Origin of the sequence: Alkaliflexus imshenetskii DSM 15055, from assembly GCF_000517065.1 — a bacterium.
In the GTDB taxonomy this organism is placed as follows: domain Bacteria; phylum Bacteroidota; class Bacteroidia; order Bacteroidales; family Marinilabiliaceae; genus Alkaliflexus; species Alkaliflexus imshenetskii.
In genome coordinates this window covers 848,508-869,372 of sequence record NZ_KI912105.1, presented here as the reverse complement: position 1 = coordinate 869,372, position 20,865 = coordinate 848,508, and the positions used below count along the sequence as shown (strand labels likewise).

At 42.3% G+C, this 20,865-nt stretch carries 18 protein-coding genes; 8 read left to right on the top strand and 10 right to left on the bottom strand.

Annotation, left to right across the window (positions count from 1 at the left end; genetic code table 11):
- Positions 1–160: 160 nt before the first annotated feature.
- Genes nth through ALKIM_RS0103650 form a run of 3 tightly spaced genes read right to left on the bottom strand, consistent with a single transcriptional unit; the run spans position 161 to position 2,344 of the window.
- On the bottom strand, positions 161–817 hold the full coding sequence (nth, locus tag ALKIM_RS0103660; protein WP_026473462.1) for an endonuclease III: 657 nt from the start codon (positions 815–817) through the stop codon (positions 161–163).
- A gap of 41 nt (positions 818–858) precedes the next feature.
- Positions 859–1,677, bottom strand: coding sequence for a zinc transporter ZupT (zupT, locus tag ALKIM_RS0103655; RefSeq protein ID WP_026473461.1), 819 nt, complete (start codon positions 1,675–1,677; stop codon positions 859–861).
- 10 nt (positions 1,678–1,687) lie between these two features.
- On the bottom strand, positions 1,688–2,344 hold the full coding sequence (locus ALKIM_RS0103650) for a metal-dependent transcriptional regulator (RefSeq protein ID WP_026473460.1): 657 nt from the start codon (positions 2,342–2,344) through the stop codon (positions 1,688–1,690).
- Positions 2,345–2,566: 222 nt separating this feature from the next.
- Here ALKIM_RS0103650 and ALKIM_RS0103645 point away from each other — a divergent pair, with 222 nt between their 5' ends.
- Entirely contained in the window at positions 2,567–2,764 is a 198-nt protein-coding gene (locus ALKIM_RS0103645; protein ID WP_084555943.1) for a hypothetical protein, read from the top strand.
- A 35-nt stretch (positions 2,765–2,799) separates the two neighbouring features.
- Here the strand turns inward: ALKIM_RS0103645 and ALKIM_RS0103640 are convergent, their stop codons facing one another.
- The 3 genes from ALKIM_RS0103640 to ALKIM_RS0103630 all read right to left on the bottom strand — a co-directional run bounded on the left by ALKIM_RS0103640 (position 2,800) and on the right by ALKIM_RS0103630 (position 7,568).
- Positions 2,800–4,866, bottom strand: coding sequence for a T9SS type A sorting domain-containing protein (locus ALKIM_RS0103640; RefSeq protein WP_026473458.1), 2,067 nt, complete (start codon positions 4,864–4,866; stop codon positions 2,800–2,802).
- 113 nt (positions 4,867–4,979) lie between these two features.
- A complete protein-coding gene (locus ALKIM_RS0103635; RefSeq protein ID WP_026473457.1) occupies positions 4,980–5,189 on the bottom strand; it encodes a heavy-metal-associated domain-containing protein in 210 nt (69 codons plus the stop codon).
- A 150-nt stretch (positions 5,190–5,339) separates the two neighbouring features.
- The gene (locus tag ALKIM_RS0103630) at positions 5,340–7,568 is read right to left on the bottom strand and encodes a heavy metal translocating P-type ATPase (RefSeq protein WP_026473456.1); all 2,229 of its coding nucleotides are present in this window, start codon (positions 7,566–7,568) and stop codon (positions 5,340–5,342) included.
- A 360-nt stretch (positions 7,569–7,928) separates the two neighbouring features.
- Between ALKIM_RS0103630 and ALKIM_RS17510 the strand changes: the two genes are divergently transcribed.
- Positions 7,929–8,483, top strand: coding sequence for a T9SS type A sorting domain-containing protein (locus ALKIM_RS17510; RefSeq protein ID WP_044117726.1), 555 nt, complete (start codon positions 7,929–7,931; stop codon positions 8,481–8,483).
- An 11-nt stretch (positions 8,484–8,494) separates the two neighbouring features.
- Positions 8,495–10,420 carry a RagB/SusD family nutrient uptake outer membrane protein gene (locus ALKIM_RS17505; protein ID WP_052345327.1) on the top strand — a complete coding sequence of 642 codons (1,926 nt, stop codon included), beginning with the start codon at positions 8,495–8,497 and terminating at the stop codon, positions 10,418–10,420.
- 310 nt (positions 10,421–10,730) lie between these two features.
- On the opposite strand, the gene ALKIM_RS0103615 is transcribed toward ALKIM_RS17505, so the two are convergent.
- On the bottom strand, positions 10,731–11,864 hold the full coding sequence (locus tag ALKIM_RS0103615) for an acyltransferase family protein (RefSeq protein WP_026473454.1): 1,134 nt from the start codon (positions 11,862–11,864) through the stop codon (positions 10,731–10,733).
- 94 nt (positions 11,865–11,958) lie between these two features.
- Positions 11,959–12,843 (bottom strand): LytTR family DNA-binding domain-containing protein, encoded by an 885-nt coding sequence (locus ALKIM_RS17500; protein WP_044117725.1) that lies wholly within the window; start codon positions 12,841–12,843, stop codon positions 11,959–11,961.
- 296 nt (positions 12,844–13,139) lie between these two features.
- Between ALKIM_RS17500 and ALKIM_RS0103600 the strand changes: the two genes are divergently transcribed.
- From ALKIM_RS0103600 to ALKIM_RS0103580, 5 genes are all read left to right on the top strand, one after another.
- Positions 13,140–13,424, top strand: coding sequence for a hypothetical protein (locus tag ALKIM_RS0103600; protein ID WP_026473453.1), 285 nt, complete (start codon positions 13,140–13,142; stop codon positions 13,422–13,424).
- Positions 13,425–13,502: 78 nt separating this feature from the next.
- Positions 13,503–14,321 (top strand): hypothetical protein, encoded by an 819-nt coding sequence (locus ALKIM_RS17495; protein ID WP_052345324.1) that lies wholly within the window; start codon positions 13,503–13,505, stop codon positions 14,319–14,321.
- 54 nt (positions 14,322–14,375) lie between these two features.
- Positions 14,376–14,840 carry a DinB family protein gene (locus tag ALKIM_RS0103590; RefSeq protein WP_026473452.1) on the top strand — a complete coding sequence of 155 codons (465 nt, stop codon included), beginning with the start codon at positions 14,376–14,378 and terminating at the stop codon, positions 14,838–14,840.
- Positions 14,841–14,999: 159 nt separating this feature from the next.
- Positions 15,000–15,800: a DUF4328 domain-containing protein gene (locus ALKIM_RS17490; protein WP_052345321.1), complete on the top strand. Its 801-nt coding sequence runs from the start codon at positions 15,000–15,002 to the stop codon at positions 15,798–15,800.
- A 118-nt stretch (positions 15,801–15,918) separates the two neighbouring features.
- Positions 15,919–18,060 (top strand): hypothetical protein, encoded by a 2,142-nt coding sequence (locus ALKIM_RS0103580; protein WP_026473451.1) that lies wholly within the window; start codon positions 15,919–15,921, stop codon positions 18,058–18,060.
- On the opposite strand, the gene ALKIM_RS19100 is transcribed toward ALKIM_RS0103580, so the two are convergent.
- The gene (locus tag ALKIM_RS19100; RefSeq protein ID WP_162148790.1) at positions 18,054–19,577 is read right to left on the bottom strand and encodes a sensor histidine kinase; all 1,524 of its coding nucleotides are present in this window, start codon (positions 19,575–19,577) and stop codon (positions 18,054–18,056) included. The genes ALKIM_RS0103580 and ALKIM_RS19100 overlap by 7 nt on opposite strands.
- Before the next feature lie 159 nt (positions 19,578–19,736).
- Entirely contained in the window at positions 19,737–20,720 is a 984-nt protein-coding gene (locus ALKIM_RS0103570) for a CobW family GTP-binding protein (RefSeq protein WP_026473450.1), read from the bottom strand.
- Between the last annotated feature and the right edge of the window lie 145 nt (positions 20,721–20,865).

Here is a 20,865-nt window from a genome sequence, read left to right as displayed (position 1 = left end):
ATCATTAAAAAATGTAAGCGCAATTTAGCCGTTATGTTTCTGGCTGATGTGCGACAGATAGCCGCTTATTGGTAGAGGTTTTATGCTTTTTGTTAAAATTTAAACAAGAGTGTTATTGTTTAATGTTCTGATTAGAAGTTGGTAGTGTGTTGCATGGGTTCTAGAGGTGTTCTTTGGGTAGTACCTCTTTCTGATAAAAAGCGCATAGGTTTTTAAGCCCACAATCATTGCATTTTGGTTTTCGGGCAATGCAGACATACCGCCCATGTAGTATCAACCAATGGTGTGCCACCGCCAAAAGCTCTTCCGGTATGTATTTTATAAGCTGTTTCTCTGTCTCCAGCGGAGTTTTGGCATCCAGCGTCAGCCCCAAACGGGCCGCCACACGAAACACATGTGTATCCACAGCCAGTGCTGGCTTGTCATATACCACCGATGCTATCACGTTGGCTGTTTTTCGCCCTACACCGGGCATTTTTTGTAGTTCGTCCACATCATCGGGCACCACCGAGTTGAAATCGCGCACCAACACCTGGGCCATACCCACCAGATTTTTGCTTTTGCTGTTTGGATAGCTGCATGACCGTATGTATTCAAATACCTCCTCGATGGCGGCATTGGCAAGCACCTCAGCCGTGGGGAAGCGTTCAAAAAATGGTGGTGTTATCTGATTCACCCGCTTATCGGTGCATTGCGCCGAAAGAATTACCGCCACCAGCAGTTCATAAGGGTTGGTATAGTGCAACTCCGTTTGTGCCGACGGCATATTAAGTTTAAACCATTCTATCACTTTTTTATAACGTTCCGTTCGTCTCATCTCTCATTCGATTTTACAACATTACCCTCAACTCTCAACCCTTAAATAAACAATAACAAACTAATCGCCATCACCACCATTCCGGCAAAGAGTCCGTAAACCGGCAAGTGGTGCTCACCGTATTCGCGGGCAGCGGGTAAGAGTTCATCCAGACTGATAAAAACCATAATGCCGGCCACGGAAGCAAAAATTATCCCGAACAGCAGTGGCCCCATAAACGGCATCAACACCATATAACCTACCAGCGCGCCAACAGGTTCGGCCAGACCGGATAGGAAGCTGTATTTAAATGCTTTGCGCCGGCTGCCTGTGGCATGGTAGATGGGTACTGAAATGGCGATGCCTTCGGGAATGTTGTGAATGGCGATGGCCACGGCGATGGCAATACCCAGATTGGGGTCGGCCATGGCGGCAGCAAAGGTGGCCAGCCCTTCGGGAAAGTTGTGAATAGCGATGGCCAGTCCGGTCATCATGCCCATGCGCATCAGTTTCTTCTCCTTTTTTCGTCGCTCACGCTCGGCTTCGGTCATGTTTTCGATGAGATTTACTTCGTGCGGGTTTTCGCCTTTGGGAATGAGTTTATCAATGATGGCTATGAGCAACATCCCACCAAAAAAAGATGCTACTGTCACCCATGTACCTGGTTTCTCTCCCAAATATTCAGTCAGAACCTCGTTGGCTTTCACAAAAATCTCCACAAAGGAGACGTAAATCATTACGCCTGCCGAGAATCCCAAAGCCAGCGAAAGAAATTTGGTGTTGGTGTGTTTCGTAAAAAATGCCATGGCACTTCCTATACCGGTTGCCAGTCCGGCAAAAAGGGTTAAGCCAAATGCAAATAGAATGGGGTAGTTCTCCATTTTTATTTTGTTAGTTTTTTGTACATAATATTTTGCAGGCCAGAGTGTTCGATAGCAGTATGTTTTGATTGTTGATTTGTACCTCCAGACTGTTGTCGAAGTCAAATCGCCGCACTACTTTGATATGTTTCCCGGGCCGTATGTCGTAATGGGTAAATATGTCGAATACTTCACTTTTTTGTATTCTGATGCTGCAAATGATGTAATCTTCATCAGGTGTGGCATCTATAAGTTCGATGGCATCTTTAATCTGTGTGAGCATGCCGTTTTTATCGGGAATGGGTTCACCATGCGGATCAAAACGCGGGTGCGCCAAAAACTGTTCAATGCAATCTATTAGCCGATCCGATGCATGGTGTTCCAGACGTTCGGCTTCATCGTGAACTTCTTTTAAGTCCATCCCAAGGGTTTCATGCAGGAAAAGCTCCCACAACCTGTGTCGTCTCACAATTTTAAGCGCCTGCTGTTCACCAGTGGTGGTTAAGCCTATCTCGCGATAGGGGGTATAGTTTACCAATCCGCGTGTTGCCAACTTCCGCGTCATGTCGGTGACAGCGGCTGCTGATATGTTTAACCGTGAAGCTATCAGCGTTCCGGTTACTACGCCTTGCACCTCATTGCTGATGAGGTATATGGTTTTTAGGAAGTTATCGACTGATGCTGACATGGATTAACTTTGTTTCAATACAAAATTAAGTAAGCTTAATATTTTATACAAATAAGTTTTAATCTTTTTGTATGATGGCTTTAAAATTGAATGAGAGCCACACTTCGGATTGTTTTTTATATTTTTGTAAGTCGAAAACGCAATGCATTTTTACGAAGCCTTTTGTTGGTCTTGATAGATTTCATTTGCATTGCCTTTCGGATAACATTAACAACAGGCAGAATGATTTGGAAAGTATTGTTGCTCTCACTGGTTTTGGTGGCTCTGGTGGCCATTCTGATGTCGGTGGGTATACTATTGAAGAAAAATGGCAAGTTTCCGAGTGGCCACATAGGTGGCAACAAAGAGATGGCCAAGCGTGGCATTAGTTGCGCCACATCACAAGACAGAGAAGCGCGAAAAAAAGGCAGAGCCATGTAGCTCTGCCTCAATTTTGGCGTTTTTATCTGTAGATTTTATCTTTTCACCACCTTTTGTATCGCTGTTTGACCGGCTCTGGTGGTTATCTTTATCAGGTATGTACCACCCGGCCATCTGTCAAGCGAAACCAATACTTCATTTTCAGGGTGTTTCTGGTGGTAGACTCTCTTTCCAGTGATGTCGTATATCGCTATCCAATCAATAAGTTCAGTGAATTTAATGTGCAACTGGTTGTGTGATGGGTTCAGATAAGCTTTAAACTCAACATGGTTTATGTTTCCGGTTAAACTGGTTTTGGATACAAAGTCGTGCATCGAACGGGGGAGAAGCATAAGCACATCCTCCTCACTTACCAAAATGCCTGTGATGGAGACAAATTCAATCTCCGTTGTTGGGTCATTTACCAGATGGGCGTTACAAACCCACGCTTCGTGGCTTCCATCTGAAATTTTAAATCGCTGCATCATATTGGTTTCACCCGTACTGCGCACATTTTCAATGGTTACAAGCATGTTTTGCCATTTTGATTCGAAGGGAAGTGTTATGTCGATTGGGACTACCGGGTTGTTTCCCGATACAACTGAAAATTCCATTATTGGGTTGAGATATACGGCGTGACCAGTTTGTTTTACTTCCCCTGTCACGCGGATTAAATCTCCTGTTGCACTGCTTAACGCGATGTCTGAATTCTGCACATAGATGGCGCTCCATGCCTCCGTGTCGTCCTGAATATATACACCATTTTCTCCGTTGATGTGGGTCACTACACCCGATAACTTAACAACCTGATTGAGTTTGGCAGGTATTTCAGATGCTTCAAAAACATCTGCAATGGCAATTGTGGAATCGCCATTTCTTGTTGCGAAAACCCAGGTGATGTTTTCTGAGAATGTGTTGGGATTTTCGGCTGTGTCAAAAAATGTACCGGGAAGCATCACCAGCCGGTATTCTGTCATCGGCATCAATTCCGAACCCACATTTATCGATAGCAGGTTATTTTGTATCTGAACGGATTCATCGTGGATAACTGCCGACCAGAACAACTCATGCGTTTCGCCGGTTATGCGGTAGATTTCTATTGTGCCGGTTCCTTTAATAATCGCCTCGTTAAACCAAATTCTTATGGTACGAAGCGTATGATGGGCTTGTCCGCCAACAACGTAGCTGCTTAGCAGGTCGGTGGCTACATCGGTGGCCTCTTGAGCAGGGTAGTGTGGCAGGTTTGCATGGATGCCGGCAAAATGGTTATCGGTAAACGTGATGGCATCGCATTCAGCGAATATATTTGGGTTTTCCGCATCAACGATTCGTACTTTAAAAACCGGATTTTCGGTTAAGTGGTATGGAACTATAAAATCTACGCTCCCATCAGCGGCATCCACATCTGCCAGACCATCGAAATTCATCCATCCATCCTCACTCATGAATTGAATATTGATTTTATCCACATCTGAGCAGTTCCAGGTAAATGTGACAGCGTCACCAGGATGCCACTGCAATATGGATGGCTCAAAATCAGAAATAGATGGTGCGTAGGACTGCCAGACAAAGTTGTCAACCATGATTCTTTCGGTTGTGCCAGTCGCCTTTAATCTGATAAGGATGTTGTTGCCGGGATGGCGCACCGAACCACTGAAGGTTTTCCAGCCGCTGTTGCTTTCCAGCGTTTCGTTATTAATTGCCGACACAAGATGCCAGTCATCGCCATTGTTCACCGAGCATTCCAGGTTAAATGCCGGAGATGGTGAGCCATCCCATCTGCGGATATCTACTGAAAAATCTTTTACGCCGCCAGCTTTTATGGTGGCAATCCACTCCACATTTTTATCATCGCGCAAGCGCCACGAGTAGGTTCCCAAAGCTCCCGGGAAACCATCCTGTGTAGTTGCCGTATTGCGCATGGCCGCACCGCCCGTGGCGATAAAGTCACCATCTTCATATACATGATCCACAGCATAGCTATTGATGGCGGCTGAGCCAGGTTTCCATTTGGAGGCGTCATCGAAGTTTACTGTGGTTTGGCCATGAGCCGGAGAAAGGAGGACGTTGAAGATAGATATTACGCACAAAGGCATAACCATCCGTAGTAAAAGGTTTTTCATTGGTTGAGTTAGAATTAAGGTTGAACACAAAAAAAAGACTGACATAAATCAGTCTTTGGGTAAAATTATATGTTTGGTATCAATAAAACAATAGGTTAATCTATTAGTGTTGATTAATTTATAGCTTCTGCATCGAACCCGGCTTTTTTTACAATTGCAGCCACCTCTTCGGCTGTGAGGCTGTTGGTTTCAACGGATAGGATTTTGTCCGGGCTTGTGGTGTTCACTTGCCATTTTTGGATGCCATCGGCTCCATTTAAATGCGGCGTCACAGCATTGATGCAGCCGCCGCAATTGATGTTGGTTTTGAATTGGTATTTCATGATGTTTGTGTTAATTATCTTAATTGTTTTTAGGCATTCTATGAGATTCTTATCTGTCCATCCCAAATCTCATCAACTTCCATCTACTCATCTAGCATCTCATCCTCTAAAATCTCCCGATCTTCCAATCTCATCATCTCATTTAAACCCCTATCCCTTTCTCAACCGAAGGCTGTTGCTGACCACCGATACCGAGCTAAGTGCCATGGCTGCACCGGCTATCATTGGGTCTAGAAGGAAGCCCCAGATGGGGTAGAGGGCGCCGGCGGCAATGGGGATGGCAATTACATTGTACACAAAAGCCCAAAAGAGGTTCTGACGGATGGTGATCGTTGTTTTTCGCGATAATCGGATGGCTTTGGGGATGTGCGTGAGGTCGGACGAGATGAGGGTTATTTTGGCTACATCCATGGCGATGTCGGTGCCTTTACCCATGGCAATGCTCACATCGGCCTGTGCCAGTGCATGGCTGTCGTTGATGCCGTCGCCGGCCATAGCTACTGTTTTACCCTGAGCTTGAAGAGATTGAATAAATGCAGCCTTATCGGCCGGGAGCAGGTTGGCGCGGAATTGTTTGATTCCTGCCTGTTGGGCTACTATAGACGCGGTGCGCTCGTTGTCGCCCGTGAGCATAAACACTTCAATGCCCGCATCGTGCAACTGTTTCACTGCTTTGGCTGAGCCTGGTTTTATCTCATCTGACACTGCCATTACACCCATCATATCCGTGCTGTTGGCAAAATAGATGACCGTTTTGGCTTCTTGATACATTTTTTCGATGGCCGGTTGCCAGTTCGCTGGAATCTCGATTTGGTTCTCGTCCATCAGTTGCCGGTTGCCCACAAACCATGTTTCGCCTTCGGACTGAGCCGTGGCGCCGCGCCCGGTGATGCTGTTGAATTGACTAATGGTTACTGTTTCTGAGAAATCAGCAGCGAGTGCCTGGCAGATTGCATCGCCCAATGGATGTTCCGAGTGGGATTCAATGGCATAGAGAATGGATTTTAGGGGCATTGTTCCGGCGTCTGCCCAAAGCTGGTCTGTCACCACTGGCTTACCATGGGTGAGGGTGCCTGTTTTGTCGAGTACCACCACATCAATTTTGTGAGCCAGTTCAAGACTTTCGGCATCTTTAATGAGGATGCCTTCGGAAGCGCCCCTTCCCATGCCAACAGAAATGGCTGTTGGTGTGGCCAGTCCCAGCGCACAGGGACAAGCTATTACCAGCACGGTAATCATCGACAACAATCCAAATGTGAAGGCATTTTCTACGCCTGAAAATTGCCAGGCGACGAAACTCAATAAAGCCACGCCCATCACCGATGGCACAAAGATGGCTGAGATACGATCCACCAGTTTTTGCACCGGGGCTTTGCTGGCCTGTGCCTTTTGCACCATTTCGATGATTTGTGCCAGCAGGGTCTCTTTACCTACCTTCTCGGCACGGATGCGCAGGCTCCCCTTTTGGTTCACGGTGCCGGCCACCACTTTGTGGCCGACGGTTTTCTCTACAGGCAGCGGCTCACCGGTTATCATGCTTTCGTCTACAAACGACTGTCCATCTGTCACCTCTGCATCTACCGGGATTTTATCGCCCGGTTTTATCAGAAGCAAATCGCCTGTTTGTACCATTTCAATGGCAATGGATTGTGATGAGCCGTCGGCACCAATGCGTGTGACCATTTTGGGTTGGAGTCCCATCAGTTTGCGTATGGCAGCTGAGGTGCCTGATTTGGCTCGCTCTTCCATATATTTTCCGGTAAGGATGAAGGCTATGATGACGGCCGCCGCTTCAAAATAGACGTGGGCGTGCAGTCCACGAGCGTGCCAAAACTCCGGATTCAGCGTGTTGAAAATGCTGAATAGATAGGCCACGCCTGTGCTCAGGGCAACTAACGTATCCATGTTGGCTTTAAGGTGCCGGGCCTGTTTCCAGGCGTTTACAAAAAACTGCCGCCCAAACACGAGCAAAACCGGTGTGGTAAGAGCCCACATAATGAAGTTGCCATAAGGCATATCCATAAAGAACATGCCAATGAGCATCACCGGAGCAGAAAACACGAAGGCCAGGGCGAGGTTGCGTTTCAACTGTTTCAGATGGCTGGCACGCCGCTCATCCTGCGCATCGGCACTCATGGCCTTTTGCTCAATAATGAGATCATATCCTGCTGCGCGAATGGCTTCTTGCAATGCTTCGGGTGAAGTAGTCTCCGGGTTGTATTCAACCACAGCCGAGGAATCGGCAAAGCTCACCGAAGCGTTAACCACACCCGCGTGATTTTTCAGCGTGGTCTCAGCACTGATGGCACACGAGGCGCACGACAAGCCCGTTACAGGTAGTTTGCGCACTATGATGTTTCTGTTTTTATCTGTCTCCATAATCACATACTTTCTCGTAATATCAACCATTCAAAGATGTGAAAGTTCAATGTTTTGTTGTTATGGTTGGTCAAAGATATAGTGTTAACTTATCTCGGGTTTGTGATTTTTATAGAAGGTGCCATATAAATCTTATTTGTTCAGACAGCTTACATCAAATTGGTTTATGGATAATTAATGGCAGTATCTTATGTCAGATAGCCTCTGCAAAACTAGTACACATTTTATTTTGTTTGATCCGATATAGTTATCTGCTAAACGATTATATTTGAAAATGTTTTTTGTTAATATTTTACATACTAATAGAGATTTATTTAATATTATTATTACTATCAATCATTTTATTTTAACCCTAGAATTATGAGAATTAGACTATTTCTTTTTAAGTCAAGCCGTCATTTTTCACCAAAATCTGTTAGGCTTATAGGAGTGCTTCTAATTGCTTTTTTGGGCACTGTAAATGCGAATGGTCAATCAATGAACTATTTGATTGTCGACGAGTCCGAAAAAACAGTGCCTATTAACCAAATAGAAGCAATTGTATTTCACAGGTCTTTAGATGTTGAGATTAAACAGACCAATCAGTCTACACAACTTATTCATGCGCAAAATCTTAAGCGCATTACATTTACAAGTGCAACAAGTATTCCGAAGAACGATATGGTAAATCATCGGTTAGTGAATTTCTATCCTAACCCGGTGGTGGACTTTCTGAACATTCACATATCCGAAGGGCCGTTGGTTGAAAGCCACGTCGAAATTTTCTCTTCGGCAGGTGTTGTTGTCTACAAGAATGTGCATGGTAAAACCGGAGACAGATTACAAATTAATCTCTCGTCTTTATCTCCAGGTCTATATTTTGCAAGAGTTCATGCAGGTACTACCATTGAAACCATTAAATTCTATAAAAAATAAAAGAGACTGATATGTTAACCTTAATAAAAAGTACTACCCCAAAGGCATTATTTGTAGCAATTTTGCTATTCTATTCATCAAATGCTTTTACTCAGAATGACGTCATGTACATCATGAATTCTGGTTTTGTTGAGCAAGTAATCAATGTTTCTTCTGATATAGATAGTCTGGTTTTTATTCATCCCGATGAAAGCAATTTTAATAATGGGTTATATTTAATGAAAGACGGGCAACTTCTTTCATCATATCTATTCGAAGCAGAAGTTGATAGTATTGTGTTTAATGCACCATTACCAACAGCAGCACGAGCTAAAAATATGCTGAATGGCATTTATTGGATGCTTAATGTAGCTCAGTTTATAGCAGACAATAATTTTTTCTTTGTTTATGAATTAGCCTCAGATGATAGAATTGGCTGTGGGGGAATGAATGATAGAGGAGCTCTTGCAATTGGTCAATTAATGAGATCTGATGAAAATATGTTGATCTCAAATTGGAATGCCTTATACAAAGGAGTTTATCGTACCAATGCATTGTTATCTATTATAGATGAAATTCCTGATTTTGAGAGCGAAGAACATAAAAATCAGATAAAAGGAGAAGCTCTATTTATGCGTGCTTTCATTTTATCTCAGTTAACAGCACTTCACGGTGAAATCCCTCTTCCAACAACGGATCGGTTTGAGCCATTACCTGCCGCATCCATTAATGATATTTATGGTAGGATTGCATCTGATTTAAAAAATGCAATTGAGATAATGCCTCATCAAAATTATGCTGCTGTAGAAAATGGTCACGCTACCAGGTGGGCGGCTCAGGCTTTAATGGCAAGGATATTTTTGTTTTATACCGGCTTATATGAAGCTACAGAATTACCATCTGCCTCTGATGGTTCCATCAGTAAAAGCCAGGTTATTGCATGGCTTGAAGATTGTGTTGCGCATAGTGGTCATCAGTTGGCTTCCGATTATCATGAGCTTTGGGCTTACACTAACTCATTTACCATAAATGATTATCAATACATTCAGGATTATATGAATGAAACAGGTAAACAGCTTAGTTATGTTTCTGATTTTTATAACAGAAATCCTGAATCAGTTTTCGCCATGAGATTTTATAAAGACGCTTATTGGGATGACCGATGGGCGCGTTCTAACCGGCTTGCTCACTTTTTTGGATTACGTGGGCAACAAGGTCCAGGAATAACATTTCCATTTGCCAGGGGATGGGGACAAGGCCAGTCAGTCTCCCCAAAAATGGTTGAAGATTGGATTTCGCACAATCAGGAGGATCCCAGACTATGGGCATCAGTACTGGATATTCAGAAAGAAATCCCAAACTACATAAGAGGTCAGTGGGACTTAGTTTTTGAAACAATCTACTCTCAGAAAAAATGTATTGGAATTGTAGCGCTTAATGGCTATTATCCTGCGGGGCACATTCGATATGCTAACAACTACAGTGTTTTGATGTATGGTAATATGGACAATAGTCAAAATTCAACTATGACTGATCTTGTTCTAATTCGTTATGCCGACGTTCTTCTAATGCTATCTGAACTTAAGGAAGATGCCACCTACATGAATCAGGTGAGGGCGCGTGCTAATTTGGAGCCGGTAGATTATTCTCTAGAGAATCTGCAATTAGAACGCAGGTATGAGCTTGCTTTTGAAGGGGTAAGATGGAATGACATGAGGCGCTGGGGCATGCAATACGCTAAGGAAGCTTTAGAGACGCAGGAAGGAATTCCGGTTTTTAATTTTGGTTATGAACGTATTTATAGGTCTGTACATCCTAATGGTTTTAGCGGCAGGTATGAGGCTACAAATGGATTTTTTGCTATTCCTTTGGATGCAATTGAAAAATCGGAAGGATTGTTAAAACAGGTTCCGGGATGGGATTCTTCAGACACATATTACAATTTTAATGAATACTAGTCTCTTATTCCTTATAGATGTAATACCAAATTAAGATAAGAGACCGGTTTAAAAGGATATGGAGTTGATAAGCTTCTATTTTCTTGTATCAACTTTTGAGCCGGTCTCTTTCCTTCACTATTTAATACTGTTTTTTGTAAGCAAAGCGGAGTGTTGTAGATGTTAACCTACTGTCAAATCTATTTGTCGTAACACTCAAATAAGGCATTCTTCAAAGAAAGGGAACTGCCTTTTTTGCCCTGCAATCTGCCAGCCCCAATACATCAAAACTATAGTCTTTGCCATAAGTCAGGATTCTCTTCCTGCCTTCTCAAGTTGCTGTATTTAATCGGTTTTGGTTTTTTAATCCGAACAGAGGTCGTATGAACCGCCATCTGCGTATGAGTAATTCATATATCAGCCATGTGAAGCCAAATGTTGAGATTATCATAATGCCCGATTTCAGCCCCAGTGACCAGTTTAAATCAATCAAATAATAGGCAACAATTATCATAACTGTTTGGTGTAGGATGTAAAAAGGATAGACTGCTTCATTTGAGTATTTTAACGCATTGCTGTTTCTGTTTAGGTGTTTTGATGCGAAACCAAATAGAGCCAATATCCATGACCATAGATTAACCACCTTTATTAATGCCTCCGGAAAGTGTCTGTAAACCGAGTCCTCAAAAAAATGTGTAATAAACAATAACAGGGAGAAGTTTATAACTCCTAAAATCAAATAGTATTTCCTGTTTTTTTCAACTGTAGACCAGAAAACCTCTTTTAAATTGACCAGCAAAAATCCAAATAGGAAGAGTGTTAAGTAATTGATAATCGTAAACCAGTCGCCAACGAGGGCGTGCGTAACCGGGAAAAATGGTTCGATAAAGGACTCTATAAAGAACAAAGGAATTATAAACGCATACAACCCCAATGGCTTGGTTGCCAAGGCTTCTATTCTCAATGAGATTTGTGTGATTTGATGGTTTTTAAGATAGAGGAAAATAGGAGTAAGCACTAGAGAAAACAGTAACAAATAGACTAGAAACCATAAGTGATGCCAGCTAAAATTGCCGTTTGGGTAAACGCCTGAAAAGGCATCTGACAACCAAAAGTCAAAATAGTTGCCGGCAAACTGTTTTTTAGCAATTCTCTCGATATACACCTGGGGTGGAATTATGAATGCCATTCCAAAGGCCAGTGGTATATAAAGGCGCTTTATGCGTTCCCAAACAAAAGCCTTTCCTGACCTTTTCTGCAAAGCGTAATAGGTTCCCATGCCTGAAATGACAAATAATATGGGTAGTCGCCATTGGTTAACAAACCACATTGGATATACCAGCCAGTGATACAGCACATTGTTTTTTATGTGGAAATCCCATGGAACAAAGAACATCCCTACATGGTAAAAAATGAGTATGGCAAATACTATTACCCTTAACCAATCTAAATCTTGTCGGCGCATAATTTCTTTTTTTGTGACAAATGTAACTTCAATGTCAATTCATTGATGAAAAATGGTGCCGCAGACAAGGATTTGTGACGAATAGCAAAATGACTTACAACTCTTTTAGCTTGTCATTGAATGCATCAATCATGTTTCTCGAAACAGGAACGTAACCGTTGTAGTTGGTAAGTTTAAGTTTATAGCCTTGGGCATTTCCCTCAGCACCACTAATATGTTGTAGATTTACGAGATACGACCTGTGTGTTTTTGCGATACCTGAAAAGGACTTCAGAGCAGATTCCAGCTCTTTTATCGCAATGCGCTTTAGTAGTCTGTTTTCTCTCTCTTGGTTTAAATAAAGCTCCGTGTAGTTGCCACTGGCCTTGGCAAAAAGGAAGTTGTTCACATCAAGCATAAAATCATCGCTTTTTACCTGTGTTTCGATGTGAATGATGTTGTTGGGAAAGGGTTCTTCAACTTTATGGGGCCATATAATAGATTTTGCACGCTTGCTGTTTTTTTTATTTAGCTTGTTGGTATTGAGTGATATTAAAATCACAGCAAACAAGGAACCAATTAAAAAAGTGTTTCTTATCTCTTCATACAGATATCTCCACGACCAGTTGTGGGGATTGTTGTAAATTAAATCTCGAATTAAAAACTGACTAATGCCAACCATTAATAAGAAGAAAGCAACCAGTAGAATTTCTTTTTTTACATTCCAATCATCTTCTGTTTGCGCACTGGGTTTTAAAAACGAAAAGATAGCAATAACAACTGCGGGTGTGAAAGCATGAACAATTGAAATCCAGAAGTACTCAATTTTATGCTCCGGCACATAAACCTCAAAGGGTTCAAAGAAATAGCAAAAGAGCAAAGTCATCAGAAAAAGGATGACTGCAAGTTTCCAAACTACATTTCCCTTATAATAGAAAGGATAGGGTTGCGTTAATAGTTTGGATAATCTGTTGAAATGCAGCAGGTTGTTTTTGTTCATAATGCAGCTGTGCTCAACTTATTCAGATGATGTATTTAACGTAAAACGTTTAAAACGAACATCGGTGTAGATTTCAAAACAGTATTTTTATAATGACTCACATATTTTTCAAATATTGTAAATTTTGCGGTTTAATCAAACAAATGGATAATCTACTTATTGTTCATCGGGCATCCACTGTTGCCTTAACAAATTATGATGAGTCTCTTTTTGTTTTTGTTAAATTTTACGACATTGCTTTGTTTTTATGTACTTACGAAGTGTTAAATATGCATCCTAACAAGTAACATTGTGTTATGAGAAGAAAAACCATCATTATAATTATCATGTCGGTTTTGGCATTGCTGCTTATCCTTTTTGCAGCCATGCAATTTACCGACGAAGTTGATTGGAAATTATGGGATTTTGTATTGATGGGACTGCTTCTGATGGGCACAGGCTTATTGTGTGGGTTTGCTTTGAATAGGGTTAAAAGTCTTAAATATCGAATTGTGATTTGTGCTGTAATTGTCATCATGCTGATATTGATTTGGGCAGAACTCGCCGTTGGCGTGTTTGGTGCACCATTTTCAGGTAGTTAGCATAATGGTGTTTTATTGAGGTTTTTGATGATAATATATTTTTAGCGTAGTTGACCCTGAACCTAGGATTTTCTTGAAATGAAGACATTCCTTCACGTGTTAATTTTCTTATGCAGTTGTGGGCTATATTCACAAGGATATAAAACGCTCAAAATTGAGCGCAAAGATGTAGATGTTAATAATGTCATCTTTAATGCTGGGTGTGTGTTTGTGTATGATTATGAGATAATTATTGATGGATTGAAGTATAAGCTGAATAGCAATGGAAGTATTTGGGATGATAGTTTTGGTCTTGTAAAAGAGATTGATGATACATTGAATCTTGAAATTCATCTGCTCGTTCCGGAGTTCTTGAAATCTGATAGAACCAACAAGAATCAGACTGAAGTGTGTTATCTTTTTTCATCAGATCTAAATCGTTTTTCAAGAACCGGGATTGTTGAAAACAGTGACAATGTATGGATACATCCACCTCGGGAGGGCTTTTTCAGAGCACTTGAAACATGTCCATTCCCTTACATAAAACTCCCAATTGAAGTTGGTGCACAATGGAGCGATAAAATGACAATAGGAGCACATTGGAGTAATGAATTGTGGGGAGTATGGAGTAATAAACTCGTATTAAATTATAACTACACTATCACAGGACGTGAAATTGTAACCACCAGCTTTGGCGACATCGGGTGTTTTGTAGTAGAAAGCGTTGCGCTGTCAGCCGTTGGCCAGTCTGCGTTGAAAAGTTTCTTTTCGGAAGTGTATGGTTTTGTGCGGCTTGAGTATCAAATGAGTACAGGATTGAAAGTGAATTTGTGGTTAACTGCGTTTTCATCAAATGAGAAATTAAGCTATCCTTCGGGAGTCATTAATTATACTAATTCATTGAAAACATCAGATTAAATATATATGATGCACAATCACTTACTTTAAATAACTAAACTACAAAATGGCGATATGGACTATTCTGAAATAACAAACGGGATTCTCAGCTACATCAACAACTGGGAGCAAAAATTAACAGAATTACCGCTTGACGTGATTTCCAACAGGCGAAACAAGCAAAATAGAACGATAAAACAGATTTTGGGTCATTTGATTGATTCTGCCGCAAACAATCATCAGCGAATGGTGCGCTTGCAATACAATAGCAGGCTCGATTTTCCCGATTATCAGCAGGACAATGACGTGTGGATTGCCTTACAGGATTACCAAAATGCAGATTGGCATACCATCGTTCAGCTTTGGAAATATTACAATCTGCACATGATTCAGGTAATCAAATCGGTTGACCAGACAAAACTCAACAACTCATGGCAGAATTTTGAAGGATTTGATGTGACCCTGGGGCAAATGATTGAAGGATATCTTGGACATATTGAGTTGCATTTTAATGAAATTCAGGAATTAATCAATTTGTAGATTAATCCTAAGGTCACACCTAAGTTTTAGGTTGAATTTATCGCTCCCTGTAGTTGGTTAACACAAATTAACTATATTTGAAGGATGCCTGATTTTGTGGCTCTCCTTTGATAAAAAGGAAATGTGTAACCTAAAATTCTAACCTAAACCAATTGAATTATGAGTATTATTAGTTTGTGTAAAACCTGTGAGAAAAGAGGATTTGACTTTAAACAGGGTATTGTTTGCAGTTTGACCAATGCAAAACCAACATTTAGTGGCCACTGCCCCGAATTTATTAAGGATGCTTCAGTGAAGGAGTTTCATGGGCTTAAACTTCGTCCCAACGGTGAACGCTCAACTGCGTTGATTTTTCTGATTTGGATTGTGTTGGTACTTGAGGTGTTAATCATCATTTCATCCGGCATGCAGCATAGTTTGCTTACAACCATTGCCTCAGGAGGATACGTCTCAGATGAAGCTGCAAATTTTAACGATTTACGAGTTCAACTGCTTGCGATACTCTATATTGTGGCATACGTAATATCCGGCATTGCTTTTATCATGTGGTTTCGGCGGGCATATTTCAATCTACACCAAAAAGTAAATACCCTTTCGTACGGCGAAGAGTGGGCGGCCGGAGGTTGGTTCGTACCAGTGGTGAACTTTTATCGTCCATTCCAAATAATGCAGGAGTTGTATAACGAAACCAGGAAATTTATCCAAAATGGTGAGGGTTCGCATTCAATTGACTTATCTACCAAATATTTGGGGCTTTGGTGGACACTGTGGCTCATAAACGGCATCGCAGGACAAATTGCTTTCAGGGTTGCGCGCCATGCCTCCACGCTCGACGATTTAATAGTTTCCTCAAAAGTAGATGTTGTAAGCGGTGTGATAGGCATTGTTCTGTCATTTATAACTGTTAGGATTGTAAGAGATTACGCCAGAGTTGAAGGCATGCTGTTTTCAAAAGCCTGATTTTGTTTCAACCTGGTTCCGGTTAAAAGTAGCAATTGCTCTTTCAGATGATTTGAGCCATACCTTCAGATGGTGACATCAGGGTTTCTGAAATGTAATGTGCATTAAACTTCAGATTATGAAAATAGTATGCGTGTTCTTTTTAGTTGTATCTCTAAAATTTTTAATGGCTTGTACGTCTTCGGAGCCTATCGATCGCTTTGCACTGGTCACGCGGCACAATATTTCTCATTCCGAAGTTAATCCGTTCAATAGTCTGACAGTTGGGAATGGAGGGTTTGCCTTTTCTGTAGATATCACAGGTGTTCAAACGTTTCCCCTTGATTATGCGCATGGCATTCCGCTCGGAACCATGTCTGATTGGGGCTGGCACTCGTTTCCCAACCCCGAAGGATATGTACTTGCCGATGTGGTGAAGCATTATGCATCTGGAAATGACTCTGTGCCTTATTATTACCAATGGCCGGAGGGGGAAGCAACACGCAGAAGTGGCGCCACAGCCTGGTTGCGTGAGAGTCCGCACCGTTTACATCTGGGCATTGTCGGTTTCGAAATACGTAAAAAGGACGGTAGCTTGATTACGCTTAGCGACATTGAAAATCCTGTTCAACAGTTGAATCTCTGGAAGGGAGAGATTGTCAGTTATTTCGAGATAGAAGGTATTCCGGTGCATGTCATAACCCTTTGTGATCAGTTTTCGGATCGTGTGGCTGTACAGATTCAATCAGAATTGATACTGCTTGGTCGCCTTGCGGTGAAGATGGATTTTCCATACCCCCGACATGAAAAGTTTAATTCGGGTTACGATTTTGACCGCCCGCAGGCGCATCTTTCCCAACTCGCTGAAAGGTATGAGTCGAGTTGTTTGATACACCGAACACTAAACGAAACGCAATATTATGCCAATGCTCAATGGAGCGGTGCTGCTTTTGTAGAGCAAACCTCTGAACACGAATTTGTTGTTAAGCCGCAGCCCAGTAACGATATCTTCTCTATCGGCATTGCTTTTTCGGCGGATTTGCCTGTCAAATCATCATTTGAATTTGAGCAGGTGCGAGTTGATAATGCCCTTGCATTTAGTGAGTTTTGGCGGAGTGGTGGCGCCGTTGATTTTTCGGAGAGCACCGATTTACGCGCTCTGGAGTTGGAACGGCGCGTGGTATTGTCGCAATACCTTACCAAAATACAGTGCACCGGGCCATATCCACCTCAAGAAACAGGATTGACTTACAATAGCTGGCATGGCAAATTTCACCTCGAAATGCACTGGTGGCACGGCATTCATTTCGTGCTTTGGCAAAGGGCTGCTCTAATTGAGCCGCAGCTCGATTTCTATTTTTCGATTATTGACGAGGCGCGTGAGACGGCCGAATTTCAGGGATATGAGGGGGTGCGATGGCAAAAAATGATAGACCCTTCCGGAAGAGAGAGTCCAAGCTCCATTGGCGTTTTCCTTATTTGGCAACAACCACACATCATCTATTTTGCCGATTTGCTTCAAAGAACCCGATCCGGAGATGCCGATATCTTAGAGAAATATGCTCCTCTAGTATTTGAAACGGCCGAATTTATGGCTTCCTATGCCCGCTTTGATGCTGATGCCGATCGGTATGTGTTAGGTCCTGCACTTATACCTGCGCAGGAGCGGTTCGACCCGGCCGTTACCATCAACCCGGCGTTTGAGTTGGCTTACTGGCATTGGGGGTTGGTGACTGCTCAAAAGTGGCGCAAATACCTGGGCTTACCATCAAATCTACAATGGCAGGAAGTGATTGACAAACTCTCACCATTGCCACAAAAAAACGGTTTGTATCTTTTTACCGAAACAGCTTCAGATTCATATACCAACCAACGCTATCTCACTGATCACCCAATGGTGTTGGGTCTTTACGGAATTTTACCATTAACGCCGATGGTGGATATCGGGGTGTTGAACAACTCTTTGGATGCTGTACTCCAAAAGTGGCATTGGGAAACATGCTGGGGTTGGGACTTTCCGATGGCTGCCATGAATGCAGCAGCGCTTGGTAGACCTGAACTTGCTGTGGATTTACTATTGAAAGTTACGGTGAAAAACAGCTATCTGCTTAATGGGCATAATTATCAGGATGAGGATCTATCGCTATATCTCCCTGGCAACGGCGGTTTGTTAACGGCAGTAGCCATGATGTGTACTTTCAGGGATGCACAAGGACGCAATGGATTTCCGACGGATGGCAGCTGGAAGGTGAGGTATGAAAACCTGACGCCACTCTATTGATTCGTCGCTTCATGCACCTTGCGTGGCAATCTCACCTCAAACCGGGAACCTTTTCCCGGTTCCGATCTGAGGGTTATGAAACCGCCCAGCAATTCGGCGTAAGCTTTGGAAATGGCCAGTCCCAGTCCTGATCCTCCCGCTTTTATCGTGTTGTCACCTTCAACCTGGCGGAAACGTTCAAAAATAAGTTTTTGATGCTTTTTATCAATGCCAACACCGGTATCTTCAACAAAAAAGCGGAACTCATCATGTTTCATGCTGCATCCAAATTTCACATAACCTGTATCGGTGAACTTGATGGCATTTCCAATGAGGTTAATAATGATTTGTCGCAGCTTTACTTCATCTGTAACTAAAACGGGCGGATTAGCCGGCACTTCGCATGCCCTGATGAGTTCAATCTTTTTGCCGGATGGTATATTAATGCGCATGCTGTTGTGAATCTCCTCCAGCAAGACTTTAAGGTTAACGATGTTGGCGTTGATTTTTATCTGCCCGCTTTCGATGCGCGATACTTCTATTATGTCGTTGATAAGTGATAACAAGTGCAAACCACTTTTCTCTATGATACTGATATAGTAGGCTTGTTGTTCTTTATCCAAATCCTGCGAATTGATTAAGTCGGTAAACCCAATGATGGAGTTCATAGGCGTTCGTATCTCGTGCGACAGGTTGGCCAAAAAAGCAGATTTCAAACGATCACTCTCTTCGGCCTTATTTTTGGCAATCACCAACTCCTCTTCCACCTCGTTTTTTCGTTCGACAAACCAGATGAGCACGCGGGCCACAATAATGCCGCTAAAAAGTAAAACCCAAAAGGCCAGTGAGAAATAGGGTTTAAAATACCAGCCATTAACTTTTAACATGGCATAATCCAGTCCCACAAATATTGTCCAGATAAGCAATGCTGTTAACGATGTATATATCACAACTTTGTGATTGTGTCTTTTGGTGTGCTGATAAGGTAGTCCCAATAATTTTCTGATGGATGGCAATGCAATACAAATGGAAGATGTTACCAGAAGAAAAAGTGCATTGATGGCATCTTTGATTGCGAAGGAGGCCAGAATACTCTGCGGGAGCCGGTTTATGGTTTTGTCGCTCCAGAATGGTGGGTTTAGATTCAGCAGATGGTTGAAAACAAAAAGATATGAGACTGTGATTAATACAACATAAATGGCATATATGACCACCACGCGCCTGAATACATCCTTGCTTTGCCGAAAGGTTTTGTAAAATCCGGATGCACCAACCATTACTATGAATGCTGTCAGCAGTAATACATTCAGGATGTTGGCGTATCCGTTGGATGGCCAAATGAGAAAAGGATAGAGGGCACCACCCGAAAACGCAATTATCAATGCATATTTTGGACCCAAAGCAAATGCAGTCACTATGGCAAAAAGCAGTGCCCAGGGTAGTGTGATGGTAACAAGTCCCACATCAACCGATATTCCAAGATGGGAGAGGACGAATGTTGTCAAGCCTGCAGCTATTGCGATTGTTGTTTTTCGCATATCAACCAGGATTTTAATCCATTTGGATTTGTCATTCAGGTTTTTGAGGTGTTCGCTTTCGGTTTGGGGCATATTTTGGGCTGTAATCTTATGCAGTTGCTAACCTGCAGGTTTACCATGCTCCAATTTAGTGAATTGTCCGAAACGGATTCGATAATTTTAAGTTTTTTTTACAAGTGCCTGAATATTTTCTTTTATTTGGTCGGCATCGAGATTGGTTCCAATGATTACAATTTTGCTAAATCTGAGCTCTTCATTTTCCCATTCTGAACCTTTTTCAACCTGATATTCTGTTCCGCCGGTGGATTGAATTATCAGCCTGTGCGGAATGTCTGTGATGCTTAGTATGCCCTTAATGCGTAGTACATTACGTGCGTTGGTAAATAGAAATCCGTCGAGCCACCATGCAATTTTGTTCTGCTCAAAACTGCCCGATAGATGGATGCCTATTGTTTGGATGTTGTGAACATTGTTCTTTTGCACTGGCTTTAGTGCCTGGAAGCTAAGGATGCTTTGTTCTGTTTTTCGTGGGTTTAGATCCATTGTGGCCAACAGGTCAATCTCTGGAGCATCCGTATATTGCGTTTTCAGAATGGTCGCAAAAGGATTTATCTGTGTCACAATTGATTCAATTTCTTCTGTTTGATTTGCAGTGGCCAGGTCGGTTTTGTTGATGAGAATGACATCAGACCAGGCCGTTTGCAGACGGGTCTCCTCATGAAGCGTTAGCTGCTGCAGGTAGTTCCGGGCATCTACCAGACAAATGACACTGTTCAGTTTGAAATATTTTTTCACCCTGCTGCCTTCGGAAAAGGTGCGAATCACCTCCACGGGTGAGGCAATGCCGGTGGCTTCCACAATCAGATGATCATACCTTTCACCTGACACAATGATGCTGTTTAGTGCAATGCCCAAATCGGCATTGATGCTACAGCAAATACAACCATTGGTGAGTTCATAAACACCTGCATTTTTATTCTCGCGTATGAGGTTATTGTCAATATTTATTTCACCTACTTCATTCTCGATGATGGCAAAACGCTTATTGGGGTTTGCAGCCAGGAGTCGGTTTAACAGTGTGGTTTTCCCAGAGCCCAGAAACCCGGTAAGGATGGTAACTGGAATGGTGACGTGGTTGCTCATAGTATGCTTTTAATTTAAACAGTCTTTCAGTTTAGCTGTAAAAGTAAAATAAAAGAAATTGATTCAACTGTTGCAACCGCTTAATGGAATGAAGAGCGTATCTGCAACCCATCTCTTGTGAATATGTATTAAATGTTTGATCTAA